Origin of the sequence: Streptomyces sp. NPDC007971 (genome assembly GCF_042958635.1) — a bacterium.
GTDB lineage: Bacteria > Actinomycetota > Actinomycetes > Streptomycetales > Streptomycetaceae > Streptomyces.
On sequence record NZ_JBIBJK010000020.1, the window covers coordinates 1 to 14,172 of the forward strand.

Here is a 14,172-nt window from a genome sequence, read left to right on the forward strand (position 1 = left end):
GAGACGTCAGACATCTCGATCAACAGCTCGGGGGCCTCGCTCGTTGCGCTTCAGGACCCGTCACCCGATCGGTGGCCAACTCGAAGAAGCTCAGTCAACCGCCGCTGTCCGCGTTCCGCCGAGCGGGCACGCGAAGGAGACGGGGCTGCCGCCGGCCACCGCTTTAGGAGCGAGGTTGGGCGATCTTGGGCCTGACCTGCGGATTCCCTACCTTGGGCACAGTCTGATGGAACTCACCCCTGTGGACCCCGGTTCCCCGTGAGTCCCCGTCCGTTCTGGCACGGGAGTGGCACGGCTCGCCGACAGCGCCCTCCCCTCGATGCGAACTACAGGCACGAGGGTCGCTGAGGTCTCTCGGGCCGCTCAGCAAGGGCGCCAGGGTCACTCATGACCGGCGAGGGTTCATGCAGTTGCTGTACTTCGCTGCTGTACCGCACGCTTCGCCCAGGGACGGCCCGGCGGCCTGCGCACACTGGCCTTGGCGGCGGGGTGGCCTGGCGCCGATGGGGCCGGACAAGAAACCTGCGTGACCTCTCACTCGCCTCAGCAAATTTCTGACGGTTGGGGCGACGTCTCAGGAACTTGCCCTCCCGTGAGATTGCGCCTCGCGCGTTGAGTCGCATCCACCACGGCAAGGTAGATAGCAACAGTTGCCGAAACTGCATGCCCTACAGCCGGGTAGGACAAATACAGGAATCCCTGAATGATCGCCAATGACAAAGGAATGATGGAGCGCATCCACCTCTTCCATGGCGCAGAGGAGCTATCGGATTCAGGCATTACGGTACCCCCTACAGGATTCGACGCCTCTTTGAGCGGAGGCGATTTCGCAGCGCCTTGGCGGCGTTTCAGGCACAGGATGCCGGAGCGCACAGGGAGAGGGCAAAGGCCGGTGTGTACACATGTGTACACACGCTTTTGTTCAGACGTATGCAGGATCGTGATTGATGCGTTACGCTCGCTCTATGACTGGGGATCGCGACGAGAAACCCGACCTTGAGGTTGGGATTCGTGAGGCACGTGCCAACCTGAGGGACTTAATTGACCAGGTGGAGCAAGATGGCGCCGTCGTGTACTTGACACGAAACGGACGTCGCGCCGCAGCTTTGGTCGCACCTTCTTTCGAGCCACGTGCAGACAGTCCAAAGATTTGGGTTCCACGGAGCACGCGAAAGGCGATTGGCCTGGTTGAAGCCATGTTGACATCCAATTCCGGACTGATGCCTGACATATTGGAGGATCTAAAACAACGTAGCGGCGAATTAGTTGGGGAACTCGCGATCCTGATCACGGTTCTATATGCTCCATTTGGGCAGCTCTCGACTGATGGAGATGTCTTTGTTTTCCCCATGAAAGATGAGGGGAGCGAAGTGGACCGTCGAATTTCTCTTGAGGAATTGATCATGCCAAATTTATTCCGAGAGCGACACGGGAGTGAATTATATACCGGAGCGGGAATACCGATTATTGCTGGTGCCCTATGGGCTCTACAGATGGGAGAGGACATCCATGAGTGGCGTAATTCTATAGATGTTCCGATTGGCTGGGATGAGATGATGACATGGATTTCCGCGACAGTACTTCTCGCGGATTTTGTGAATACAATTTTGGGTGATGGGGCTGCCCAAGAAGTAATGTATGGTTCGGATGAATGGCTGAGGGAAGATTATTGGGGCGATCATTGATCGTTGTCGCAGAATTTCGCCGAGGTTGGCGCAGCAACTTTGGCCGGGAGCTGCTTTGGCGCGAGTGATCATGGCCCCGTAAGCTTCCGGCGCGTCGGGCAGTCTGTTGACCTGCCCGTTAAAGCACGACGTTGGGGCCATGATCTTAGAGGCTCGCGCCAAAGAGGCTGGCTAAAGTCGCGGAGCCGACCGCCCCAGCCCCCACCTACCTCACCACCCCACTACCCTCGCTTTCTCCTCTTGCTGTCGGCCAAGTGGACCCGCGTCCGTGACGGTCGCATGCCGGTAGATGGGTCGTAAATTTACTGCCCTGTGCCTTGGTCGTTCCGGGGCCGGGTACGGGTGCTCTTCGCGTGCATGGCTGCGTCCGCCGTCCAGCCGGTGGCCTGATGCGGGATCAGCGGGCCGCACGTACGCCCGCGCAAGCATGGCGACGATCGGACCAGCAACGACGTGTCTGCGATGGGGCCGTGGCCGCGCAGGCCACGGACAGACGACGTGGGCGCCGCGCTGGCGACCTTCGGCGACAACCCGCGATGGGACCGCGGCCGGAAAGGCCGCAGCGGCGGACAGTTCGTGAGCTGCGTGTCGTCTTCCATGATGACGGTGCTGTGACGGGGCCGCGGCCAGCAGGCCGCGGTAGGGCGATGGGGCCACAGTCAGGCTGACCGCGGACAGGATCGGGAAGTCGACACAGCCCTGCAGCGCCTGCTTCCTGCGATAGGGCCGTGGCGTGGCAGGCCACGGACAGAGCAGCAGTTCACCGCGGCAGCGGCGATGGCCTTCGGCCTGCGATGGGGCCGCGGCCGGAAAGGCCGCGGACAGTTCATGAGCTGCGTGGCATCTTCCATGATGACGGTGCTGCGATGGGGCCGCGGCCTGGCAGGCCACGGACAGCCGTGTACAAGTCCAAGTCCGACGGGTCCGAGCTGGTCCTGTGATGGGGCCGCGGCCGGGGAGACCGCGGACAGAGCCACAACCTTATCGACGGCATGTACCCGATCGACCTGCGATGGGGCCGCGGCCCGGCAGACTGCGGACAGTGCGGCAACATCACCCAAGTCCAGCAGGCTAACGCCCTGCGATGGGGCCACGGCCAGAACAGACCGCGGATAGCCTCCATGACCCGGTTTACATCGCGAGCCTCGTCCCAGCCGTGATGGGGCCGCAGCCGAGCAGGCGGCGGACAGGGTCGCCACTGTGAACGTGTTGGAGCCGACGTTCTTCCTGCCATGGTGCCGCGGCATGCAGGTTGCGGAAAACAGCATGACCATCTTCGGCCGCCCGGTCATCGTCACAGAACTGCGATGGGGCCGCGGACAAGTAGGCCGCGGCCGTTATGGAATGGCGCCACTGGAATCGATCCTCCTTAACGCGCTGCGATGGGAGTCCGCCGGACAGGCCGAGAACGGACTGGCGTTGATGATGTTCGACGCGCCATTGGCGGTGCTGCGATGGGGCCGCGGACGGGCAGGCCACGGACAACTCCATGCCCGACGAGTGGCGCGTCCGATCACGGCCCTGCGATGGAGCCAGGGCCTGGCAGACCGCGGACACCGTCACATGCAAAGCCGGCACCTGCCACCGGCCGTACCTGCGATGGGGCCGGTCGGTACCGCGTGCCAACGGGTGTACCAGCAGGCCCTGCGATGGGGTCGCGGCCGGGAAGGCCGAGAACAGTTGCGGCGCAGTGGGCCCTGAACGTGGCGATCGACGCGCTGCGATGGGGCCGCGGCAGGGAAACCGCGGATGGCTTCACGTTCCGCTCGCGCGCCATCGTCTACCTCGGTTCACCAAACGATCTTTGACGGGTTTGCCGGCCCCGGCAGCCGCCGGGAGATACCGCCGCGATGTGATCCACGGTTCGCTCGTGGTCAACCAAACCACCAACTGCCTTTGCCCGGGAGGAAACCGGTGAAGACCAGCCACACGACTGGCACCGATACCCGGACTGCGTCGGGCGACGGGCGCGCTCCCGCTCCGACGTTCGGCGTACGGCACCTCGACCACCCCCCGCCGTGGCCATGCTCGTGCAGAACCTCCGAAATCCTCGTACCTCTCGGCGCTGCCGACCGCTGGCAGCCCGTGATGGCCACTTCCCGATGGCCTGACCGATTCCCTCGACCGAAATGTCTCGGGCGACGGGGCGAGCACAAGATTCAGGTGCCTGCACCGTCGCCGCGGCCTGACGCGACGACACGGTGGCTCGAACCGCCGGCCGACGACCTGCTGCCGGGGAGGGGGTCCTTGTTCACCAGCCCGGCTCCATTGGTCCGTTGCCTGACCGAAGCCTGCACCATCCTCGCCCCCGACGCGGAGCGGACCCCCTTGCGTAGGGCTGTGTCCGCTGTCCGTTCGGTCCTGCGCTCCCCCCAGAGGACGTGATGACGACGACAGCCGTACGGATGCCTCGCGCGGTTCTCCGCCGCAGCGGGCACGTGATGGATGAGCGTTTCCCCGTTGCTCCACGCCAGCAGGGCGAGCCGCCCCGATCCGAGGATGCAGCTCGCGTGGGCATCATGCGCCGGATCGCCACAGCGCGGCTCAGATACTGCGGCCTCGAGGCAATGACCGATGACGTATTGGTGATCGTCTCCGAATTGGTCACCAACGCGATCCTGCACAGCGGCACCACGGAGATCGGCCTGACGGTGACCCTTGCCGACGGCTCTCTACGCATCAAGGTTCATGACGGCATGGAGGGCAGCGCCCAGCCCATGCAGGCGAATGACAACGCCGAGTCGGGGCGTGGCCTCGCGCTAGTCGAGGCCACGGTTCAGGCGAACGGCGGACAATGGGGCGTCAGCGACCACGGCGCTACCGTCTGGTGCCGCCTCCTCGCAAGGGAGGAACGCGAATGACCTCTCCCGCGCTCGTGCGCCGTGGCAGCGATGGGGCGCCCCGCTGGGCCCACCCTCTGGAGCCCGCAAGGCGGCCGGCAGAAGCGGCCATCGAAACAACCCTGGCGAAGGTACGCGCCTGGAGCCCGTACGACGGGGACGCCATGTTGGACGACGTGGCTGACGCTCTCGACTCCGTCCCGACGCCCGAGGACAACGTCGAGGAACTGGGGCAGCGCCTCCGCGGCCTCCTCATGCAACTCCTGGGCATCACCGCCAACTACGTGGCCGCGGATCGCGAGCAGCCCGACCCCCGCATCAAGCAAGCCGGCTCAATGTGCGAGGAAGACATGCCGGGCGACTACCGGCAGGGCCTCGGCCACCTGCGCCGGATGGGCTGGGCCGTGAACGAACTGGGGACCGCTGCTGGAGAAGGGGGTGTTGGGGGTCCGCGACCTGCCCGCCCCCTTGGGGGCAGTGGGACTTCGGCCGGGTGATCCGGTATTCGTGCGGCCTGATTTGATCGTGGACGCAGAATTGCTGCAGTTCCCGACCGGCCACATTCTGCGTACGCCGACGATGGAGTAGAGCGGGTCTACGGCTGGTTGGCAGGCTGACAGGGCGGCGTTCGATGATGCTGGCTTCCCGGCCCGGAGGCAGTGGTGGCTGATCAGGCGTGTTCGGAGTCGGCTGCGCTGAACGTGGTGTGTTGGCGGTGGGGGATGCGGGTGCGCGTCGGGAGGGTGTTGCGGGTGCGGCGGTGGAAGGCGGTGAGGCTGATGAGTGCGGCGGCGGTGAACCAGAGCAGCTGGATGCCGAGGTAGCTGGGCAGGGCGGTGGTGGAGAAGCCGGCGGCGGTGCTGGCCTGCATGGCGCCGTAGGAGGGCAAGAGGCGTACGACGGGGCTGTCGGAGCCGGAGTTGGCGATCGGGTTCTGCAGGGCGAGGTCGATGACGCTGATCATGACAATGGTGAACATGCCCTCGACTTCCTTCCTCAGAAGTGAGCCCAGGGCGACCCCGATGGCGCCGTAGGTCATGGCAGCGCTGAACAGGGCGGTAGCGAGGTAGAGGGGCTGCTCGGGGGTCCAGAGCAGGTAGGTGAGGGCGGTGGCGTAGGCGGCGACGGCACCGGAGGCGAGGGCGAGGGAGGTGATTTTGGCGAGGAGGAGGTGGGTGCGGGGATAGCCGGCCAGTGCCAGGCGTCGGTCGAAGTTGCCGCCGGCGAAGGCGGAGGCGAACATCATGAAGCCGATGATCAGGGTGACGGCGTTCAGGGCACCGGTGATTTCGGTGAGCTGGTTGCCGGCCGGGGTCAGGATGTCCTTGGTGGCGCTGAGCTGGAATCTGGTCCGGGTGCTGGGGATCGAAAGGTAGGCGAGGGTGGTCCACAGCGGGATGAAGCCGGCGATGAGAACCATCGCGAAGCGGTTGCGTAAATGTTCGGCCAGCGCGTACCGGGTCGCGGTGACAAACAGCCCAGCGTGGCCGTGACCTTTCATGAGACCAATGCCTCCTGTACAGGATGCAGAAGGCCGTCTTCCAAGCGCCACAGCTCGTCCAGGCGGGCGGTGTCGTAGGCCAGGTGGGAGACGACCAGGACGGAGCGGCCTTCCTGGCGCAGCAGCGCGGCCAGGTCCCAGAAGCGTTGGTAGGTCTCCCAGTCGAAGCCCTGGTAGGGCTCGTCCAGCAGCAGCACTTGCGGGTCGTGCATCAGCGCGAGGGTGAGATTGAGTTTCTGGCGGGTGCCGCCGCTGAGCGTTTTGGCCTGCTGCTGGTCGTACTTGCGAAAGTGCAGCCGGTCCATCACTTCTTCGGCGCGGTGCAGATCGGGGAGTGCGTAGGCGGCCCTGAAGAACTCCAAGTGCTGACGGACGGTGAGTGCGTCGTTGAGGACGGCTGCCTGCGGACAGTAGCCGAACCTGCCGTCGTGGCGGACCGTGCCGCGGTCCGCGCGCAGTTCACCGGAGAGGATCTTCAGCAGCGTGGTCTTGCCTGCCCCGTTCTCCCCGACGATCCCGGCCAGTACCCCGCCGCGCAGCCGCAGGTCCACCCCGCGCAGGACCTCGCGCCGACGACGGTAGGCGTGGTGCACACCGCTGACCTCCACCGGGCCCCCATCCCAAGTTGTCGCTGTTGCCAGCCGGGGGCTTAACGCCGCGGCGGCGGCGGGGTCACGGGTTATGAGGCAGGCCGGCCCATGAACCATCCGTACCGGTGAGAACCCTGGTTGTAGGACAGCCGCTGATCACGAGCGCCCTAGTTTTTGTCCGTGACCCACGACACCCGCTCCGCTCCCGCGCCTGCGGCGCCGCTGCCCGCACCTCGCGCCGATAATGCCACCGCACCGTTCGGCACGCCGCACCCTGACGCCGAGATGGAGGCATGGTGTCTCAGCGGTGATCTTCACAGTGAGAGCGGCGGTGCTCACCGTTGGGCAGCCGCCCTCTTCCGGGAGGGCCACGGCTGCGGGCCGGGCACCGGCCCCGGTTATGGGCTGCTCTTCACGTGCAGCGGCCCGGAGGGATCGGTGTGCGGCAGCTGGTTGAGTCCTGATCTTGTGGAAACCATCCGCGCCTCGGTCCGCGGGGACGAGGCGATGGATCCGCGGGTCCGCAGTGCCCTGACGGACGTTCTGGCCGAGGGAGTTCCCCTGCCCGACCGCCTGCTCAAGGGTGAGGTCGCCGACTGCGCCGAACGGCTGGATCTTGTGCTGGGCGAACAGGCCGCGCTGCGTGCCGAGGACGACGGCAGTTTCCTCTTCACCGTCCGGGGCGAGGTGGAACTGGAACTGCGTCTGACGCCACAGAAGCCGGCCGTCCCGCAGTTCGACGTCCATGGCCACTACCCCGGGCCTCGCCCCGACGGGAGCGATGCGACGACTTCGTACTTCATCCCCCGCCTCCGTACCAGCGGTCGTGTGCGCGCCCAAGGCAGCGCCTGGGAAAGCGTGGAGGGGCGCTCCTGGTTGGAAAACGACTGGGGCGGCAGGGTCCGCCGCTCCAGTCGGGCGCAGGGTATTGCCGACCGCGCCTGGCTGTGGAGTGGTATGCAGTTCGACAACGGCTGGGACATCGCCGTCATCCGAGCCCAGCACACCAATCCCGTCACCGCACAAAGCACGTCGTTGTTCACCAGGGCGACCGCCGTCGCCCCCGACGGCTCGGTCAGCTATCACCACGACCTCACCTGGCAGCCCACCGGACACTGGACTTCCCTGGCCAGCCTGGAGAGTTACCCCACCACCGCCGTGCTCAGCATTCCCGGCCTCGGCCTGGACGTTGTGGTCGCGGGCCCTGCCGCAGGTCATGAGACCCGCACCGTTCTGACCGGCCGCGCCTTCTGCGAGTCCCCGGCCACCGTCAGCGGCACCATGAACGGCACGCGCGTCTCTGGAAACGCTTTCATGGAAACCCTGCCCTCCGGCACGGTCGGCGACGTGGAAGGCTACATGCGCCGGATCTCCCAAATCTCCATCTCCGAAGCCGCCGCCGTCTATCAGGCGAGCCCCGATGCTGCTTCTCTGCACGCGCTCACCGGCGCCGACACCAGCCCCCCGCTGGACGACGACACCCTCGACCGCCTCCACCAGTCCCTTATCGCCCCGCTGCGCCATCTCCTGGACAACCCGGGACGCTCCTGGCGCCCCTACATCACCGGCGCCGTCTTCTGCCTCCTGGGCGTCGACCCAGAGCCCTACCGGCCACTGACCGCCGTGTCCGAACTCCTCCACACCGCCTCCGCCGTCATCGACGACATCGAAGACGCCTCCCTGCTGCGCCGCGGGCGGCCCGCCGTCCACCACCGCTTCGGCATCCCCACCGCTATCAATGCCGGCACACTCGCCTACCTCACCTTCGATCCCATCCTGGAGCGCATCCCTCAGCACGACGGGGCCACGATGCTGCGCGTTCACCGCCTCTGCCTCCAGGCCCTGCGCACCGGACACACAGGGCAGGCCCTGGACCTGACCGGGCCCCGCAGCGCCTTCGAAGACGCTGTGGCCACCGGCAGCCACCACCAGCTCCTATCCCAGGTCCACACCGCCCACCGGCTCAAGACCGGCGTCCCCGTCAGGTGCATGGCCGAAGCCGCCGCGGTACTGGCCGGTGCCAGCGAGGAACAGATCACGGCGCTGGGCCGGTACTTCGAAGCCGTGGGCACCGCCTACCAGATCAGCGATGACGTCGCAGGGCTCGACGGTGTCACCAGCGCGGAAGACCGAAAGCAGGGCCGATCTTCCAAGACACCCGCCGAGGACCTCCTCAACGGCCGCATCACCTACCCCGTCGCATACGCCACCGGCCTCCTCGATCACGACGACCGTCACCGTCTGCGCGACAGCCTCTACCAACAAAGTCCCGACGCCGCCGCCCGCGCCGCCGAACTCCTCACCCGTAGCGGCGCCTTGCACGCTTGCCTGGACGACGGCCGGACACTCGTCGACGAGGCGTGGAAGCCCCTCAATGGCCTGCTCCCGCCCAGTCAGCACAAAGCACTCGTCCGGGCCCTAGGCTGGTATGCAGCCCAACGCCAAACCGACCCCGCCGCCAAGCAACCGGGCACGGAGGCTGTCACAGCCGCACACCACTAGGGCCACCGCAGAGTGATCAACGGGATTCTCTTCCGGCTGCGGACCGGTATCCCGTGGCGCGACCTGCCCGGCCGGCTTGGTAAGTGGCAGACAGTATACGACCGGCATCGCCGCTGGTCGGCGGATGGCACGTGGGAGAAGATCCTGCGGGCCGTCCAAGCCGATGCCGATGCGCAAGGGCGAATCGACTGGTCGATGGCGAGCGTAGATTCAACGGTCTGTCGAGCCCACCAGCACGCTGCGGGCGCCCGCCGCCGGCCCCCGAAGGCAGCGGGCAAGCGAGCCCGGCCTACCCGCCACCGGGATGACGAGGGGCTCGGCCGTTCCCGCGGCGGACTCACCACGAAGATCCACCTGGTTGGGGAAGGGGGCCTGCGGCCCTTGGCCCTGTTGGTCACCCCAGGGCAGTGGGGCGACGCACCCCAGATGATTCCGGTCCTGGACAGCGTCCGCGTCCCCCGCCCAGGCGGCGGGCACCCGCGCACCCGCCCGGACCACCTCAGCGGCGACCGCGCCTACAGCTCTCGGGGCAATCGCCGCTACCTGCGGCGCCGTCAGATCAAGCACACCATCCCCGAGCCGATGAACCAGCAGGCCAACCGACTGCGGCGTGGCAGCCGAGGCGGCCGGCCCACCGGCTTCGACCAGGCCCGCTATGCCCGCAGGAACGAAGTGGAACGGCTGATCGGGAAGTTGAAGATCAACCGGGCGGTTGCCACACAGTTCGACAAGCGGGCTTATGTCTTTCACGGCACCGTGACCGTTGCCGCCATTCGCCTGTGGCTTCGTGCATGACCGTCAGCCAGTGACAGTGCCCGAGAGGCCGTCGAGGGTTTGGTCGAGGAGCTCGCCGAGTTGCTTGAGTACGGCATGGAGGGTTGCGCTAGGGGCGGTAGGGACGCCAGGGTCGCTGGGGGCGGCTTGGGCTGGGGCGGCGAGCCCGAAGGTGAGCAGGGCTAGCACGGCCGTGGTGGTGAGGGGACGGAGGATGCGCTTCAAGGCAGGTCCTTTCTCTCCATTCGCGGCCAGCGACGGCATGCGCCAATCTTGACCAGAGCGCGCCCAGGGGGCATCTCAGGTCTGCCTGAAGGCTGTCCTGTCTGTCCGCCATGCGGGCTAACGCCATGTCACCCAGACGTGTCACCCGGGCACACCTCCACACACGAGCAGAAGTGCACCGTCTTCCACTACCCGAACCGCCCCGGCAGATCACGCCGCGGAAGACCGGTCCGCTGCCGGAAGAGGATGCCGTTGATCACCCTGCGATGGATCTTCCAACAACCGCCTCGTCCCACGTTCTTCGGCAAGCGCAGCTCAAGCCGAGCCCACTCCCGAACCGACAGATCACCCCGCCCCACACCAGCCGGAACGATACGACTGCCGACCTGGTCACACGACCCATCGGACAGTGCCTAGACATGTGCCCTTGTCGGGAATCAGACTGTCGGGCTGGGCAACGGTGGGCGCGATGCCGGGGTGAGCGTCATGAGACGTCCGGCCAAGACCATGGGGCCGCAGGGCGGCCCGCAACCTCGCACCCGTAGTTGTCGTGGTTGTCCGCGGCATCGAACCCCTCCTGCCTGATCCGCTCAGCTAGGGTGCGGACGGCGAACTGCGCACCGAGCTGACGCAGCGTCTCCAGCATGGCCGCTACGGTCTTTGGGTGGCTGAGTGCAACGTGTTCCTCAGGACTGCGCTCAAGCAGTTCGTCGACCGCTTCGTCGGCGCCGACGTCGTGCAACGCCCTGAGCAGTGGAGTGATCGTGTGAGGGCTAGTGATATCGGCCGCTCGGGCTGGGCCGCGGCTGAGTAATGTCGCTATCGCGCTGTCGGCGTCAACTTCTTGCATTGCCATCAGCATGAGGCCGGTTGCGCCAGCGTCCGTCAGATCCGTTTCGACAGCGACGCGCTGTGCGAGTGGCTCTGCGGCGCCGGGTACACCTGCGTCTCCAAGTTCCTCCAGCCGTATAGAGACCATCACTGGGTCGTCAAGGTCGGCTTCGTCAGCGATCCGCTGAAGCAGCGTTTCGACCCCCGCGGTGTCGCCAACGGCATGCAGTTCGGTGAGCAGCTGAACGATGCCTGTCCAGCCGCCGAATACAAGTTTCTGGTCGCTGAGGTCGACATGCTCAGCTGGCTGCCTGTTCACTAGTTTCGCTATCACGTCAAAGGCACCGACGCCGCGCAGCGTCTTCAGGAACGCCGCCACCCAGTTCGCGTCGGTCAGGTCACCTGTGGTGGCCGCATGGTGTGCCAGTTGTATGAACGCCTCTTCCCGGCCGATGTTCTTGAGTGCATCCAGGAGTTCGAGCACCGGAGCAAGTCTGTTCAGGGGCACCTGCTCCAGCGGGCTATGGTGCAGTAGAACCTCGATCTCCGTCTCTGCCGCCACCTCGTGGAGTGCCAGCAATACGGTCGCGGCAGCGGATGGGTCCGTGACATCAATAATGGTTGCGGCTCTGCGGGCCAGAAACTCGACGGCGCGGCGTTCGCTCATGTTGTGGAGGGTTTGGAGCAATCGCGCGAGGCCGGATGGGTCGGCAACGTCCGCTTGCTCTGCGGGGCCACGGCCAAGGAGAAGCGACATCGCTTCACCGGCATCGGCGTTGTGCAGAGTTTCCAGCAGTGAGGCGGTGGACCAGGGGTCGGCCAAGCCCCCTGCGGTGGCCGCGCGGTGTGAGAGGGCAGTGAAGGACTCCTCCTCTCCGAGATCCTTGAGTGCCGTGAGCAGGTCTACAAGGGGGCCGAGCGGGGTCATTTTTGCCTGCCCGACGGGATCTCGGCTCAGAAGTGTGGCCACCGCAGTCAGCGTGCCCGCGGCGTGAAGGGCCTGGAGCATGGCAGCGACGGCTCCGGGGTCCGTGACGTCGGTATTGGCGGCTACCCGTGTCGCCACGAGATCCAGTGCTGTACCTGCTCCGACGTCGTGTAGGGCCGTCAGCAGTTTCGCCACTCCACTCGGATCATCGTGGTCGGCCCACTCTGGCACCGCTCGTGCGAGGAGGACGGCCACCGCCTCCGTCGCCACCGCCTCATGCAAGGCCATGAGTAGGTTAGCGACGGCCCAGGGGTCTGGGAGGCCCGCGTGAGCAGCGGCCCAGCAGGCGCCCTGGTGCTGCGGATCGAGCGGACCCTTGAGTCGTCGGACCAGGTCGACTGGTGCCTGATGGCTGCCGGCGAGGGTGGCCTTCATCGTCAGCCGGAGCGCCAGCTTGCGGAAGTCGCGCTCCCATGCGGCCTTGGCCAGCCGGTCTAGATCGTCTGGGTCTGTAGTGTGGGCAGCAAGAGCCTCCCAAAGCGTAGGGCTTCCTAGATCACGCTGGTATCTGGCTCGCGTGTGCTGGTCGAGGTAGTCGGCCAGCACGTACTTGGGCTCAGCGCGCATGCTGGCTCGTACCTCGATCAGTGCAGGTAGCGCGCATCGCGCGCTGCTACTCAACGTCTCGAGCGCCTGGCCTGAATTAGGGTCACGCAACCGCGGGGTGAGCGCGCCGTCGGCTACGGCGATCAGCAGATCAGCGGTGAACGGCGCGCGGTGCCCGAGCCTACGCGCCTTGACGGCTGCGGTGATCAGGGCGTGTTCGAGGTGGTTGAAGACCCTTCCGGGACCTCCGTCGTAGGCAGCGAGCAGCTCGGGTCCGCCGCTGAGATGCTGGATTACCTTGCCATCGGCTTGGCCTGCGTCGAGCGCCTGGAGCATCCGCGGGTCGCGGCCTCGTCGTGCGAGAGCGAACCAGCGTCGGTGTTCGTCGTCCACGAGTTCTGAGGGAACGGCGATTTGATTGGTTAGCGGACCGGTGAGCAGGGCTCGGGCATGGCTGTGTGGATCCCGTGGGACTCCACGCCGGGTGAGCTCCATCCAGTACGGGTCATGCCACAGCGTCCCGACCGCGAGCACGCCGCGCTGACGCTGCAAGCACCGCTGCAGGGCCACGGCTGCCTGCTCTCCGGAGGTTCCGTAGAGGAATCGTTGCGTCTCGTTGAGCCACAAAACCACGCCTGGCAGGATTCGGCCTCCCGTGACCAGGGAGACAAGCTCCTCACCGTCGGCAGGTCTCAGAAGCGGGTGCTCGGGAGCGAGGGCGACCAGCGCTTCGTACAGGGCACGAGTCTTACCCGTGGAGGATTCTCCCGTCAGCACCGTGAAGACGGATGCCCCACCCTCAAGCGCTGAAGCCATCGCTTGTTGGAGTTCGGAGTCGAGCGGGCGCTTGAAGTACGGCGTGAGCCTGTCATCTGCATCGCTGGCTCGCCGGGCCAGAGCTGCTCCGTGAATCTCCAACTCATTCGGCGGGACTTCTCTGACCAGAGGGTTGTCCCGTCGATCGAGATCTGCACGTTCGCGCAGAGCGAGGAGCCGTGCCGTCACCGCCGCGTCTAGGTTAAGGAGCTTGGCAATCGCTCGGACGGCCTTCTCGCTCGGGCACGGCATCCGATCGCTGAGGACCTGGCTCAGTCTGGTCCGCCCGATCAGTGGCGGGTCATAGGTTTCCGCCTTCGCTAGAAGGTCCTTTTGACGAACGTGCTTGCGACTCATGAGCTCGCGAAGCTCGTTTCGCAGCTCTTTCAACGCCGCCGGGTCGCCAGCCAAGACCAATCCCCCTTCTGGCAGCTGCGCCATCTGACGTCCTCACATGTTCATTTTGGTTCAGCGAACACCAATGAACACGCAGTTCACGAGAGTCCTCCCACAGCCTCTCCGACTGACGAAGGAGTCAACTCCCGTGCCGATCTCTGTCGTTCTCACCCTCGTGTCGCTTCTGGCCGCGATGGCTCTCTCCGCCCTGGTCGCCGTCGGGGCCGCTCTGCTGGCCCGTGCGGACGGGGAGAGCCCTGCCGCGTGCGTGACTCGAGCCGGTGTCGCCTTCGGCGCCACCCTCACGCTCATGGCCATGGTCACCGCGTCGGTGGCCGGGCTGTTCACCTGATGGACAGCAGCCGATTGCTGCTCCAAACCTGCTGAGTGCGCCGCCGCAGAGCGGCGGCGTTCCGACTCCGCACGGCAGTCGTCCAGCTGCGGGAGAGGCAGGGCCGGCGAGGGGATGCTCCCGCCA

8 protein-coding genes and 2 pseudogenes are annotated in these 14,172 nt (G+C 66.0%); 6 read left to right on the forward strand and 4 right to left on the reverse strand.

Annotation, left to right across the window (positions count from 1 at the left end):
• Window positions 1-965: 965 nt before the first annotated feature.
• From ACFZCP_RS33870 to ACFZCP_RS33880, 3 genes are all read left to right on the forward strand, one after another.
• Window positions 966-1,685 carry a type II toxin-antitoxin system prevent-host-death family antitoxin gene (locus ACFZCP_RS33870; protein ID WP_391435076.1) on the forward strand — a complete coding sequence of 240 codons (720 nt, stop codon included), beginning with the start codon at window positions 966-968 and terminating at the stop codon, window positions 1,683-1,685.
• 2,510 nt (window positions 1,686-4,195) lie between these two features.
• Entirely contained in the window at window positions 4,196-4,546 is a 351-nt protein-coding gene (locus ACFZCP_RS33875) for an ATP-binding protein (RefSeq protein ID WP_391435079.1), read from the forward strand.
• 155 nt (window positions 4,547-4,701) lie between these two features.
• Window positions 4,702-5,022 (forward strand): DUF6415 family natural product biosynthesis protein, encoded by a 321-nt coding sequence (locus ACFZCP_RS33880; protein ID WP_391435082.1) that lies wholly within the window; start codon window positions 4,702-4,704, stop codon window positions 5,020-5,022.
• A gap of 173 nt (window positions 5,023-5,195) precedes the next feature.
• On the opposite strand, the gene ACFZCP_RS33885 is transcribed toward ACFZCP_RS33880, so the two are convergent.
• On the reverse strand, window positions 5,196-6,026 hold the full coding sequence (locus ACFZCP_RS33885; protein WP_391435084.1) for an ABC transporter permease: 831 nt from the start codon (window positions 6,024-6,026) through the stop codon (window positions 5,196-5,198).
• Window positions 6,023-6,634 carry an ATP-binding cassette domain-containing protein gene (locus ACFZCP_RS33890; RefSeq protein ID WP_391435087.1) on the reverse strand — a complete coding sequence of 204 codons (612 nt, stop codon included), beginning with the start codon at window positions 6,632-6,634 and terminating at the stop codon, window positions 6,023-6,025. Before ACFZCP_RS33890 ends, ACFZCP_RS33885 begins: the two co-directional genes overlap by 4 nt.
• A gap of 162 nt (window positions 6,635-6,796) precedes the next feature.
• Between ACFZCP_RS33890 and ACFZCP_RS33895 the strand changes: the two genes are divergently transcribed.
• Entirely contained in the window at window positions 6,797-9,118 is a 2,322-nt protein-coding gene (locus ACFZCP_RS33895; RefSeq protein ID WP_391435090.1) for a polyprenyl synthetase family protein, read from the forward strand.
• A gap of 3 nt (window positions 9,119-9,121) precedes the next feature.
• Window positions 9,122-9,913, forward strand: a pseudogene (locus ACFZCP_RS33900) (IS5 family transposase); the annotation flags it as partial.
• Between the two features lie 395 nt (window positions 9,914-10,308).
• Here ACFZCP_RS33900 and ACFZCP_RS33905 read toward each other — a convergent pair.
• Both ACFZCP_RS33905 and ACFZCP_RS33910 read right to left on the reverse strand, forming a co-directional pair.
• A pseudogene (locus ACFZCP_RS33905) lies at window positions 10,309-10,476 on the reverse strand (transposase); the annotation flags it as partial.
• 125 nt (window positions 10,477-10,601) lie between these two features.
• Window positions 10,602-13,709 (reverse strand): hypothetical protein, encoded by a 3,108-nt coding sequence (locus ACFZCP_RS33910; RefSeq protein ID WP_391435093.1) that lies wholly within the window; start codon window positions 13,707-13,709, stop codon window positions 10,602-10,604.
• A 133-nt stretch (window positions 13,710-13,842) separates the two neighbouring features.
• On the opposite strand from ACFZCP_RS33910, the gene ACFZCP_RS33915 reads away from it, so the two are divergent.
• A complete protein-coding gene (locus tag ACFZCP_RS33915; RefSeq protein WP_391435095.1) occupies window positions 13,843-14,046 on the forward strand; it encodes a hypothetical protein in 204 nt (67 codons plus the stop codon).
• Window positions 14,047-14,172 lie beyond the last annotated feature (126 nt).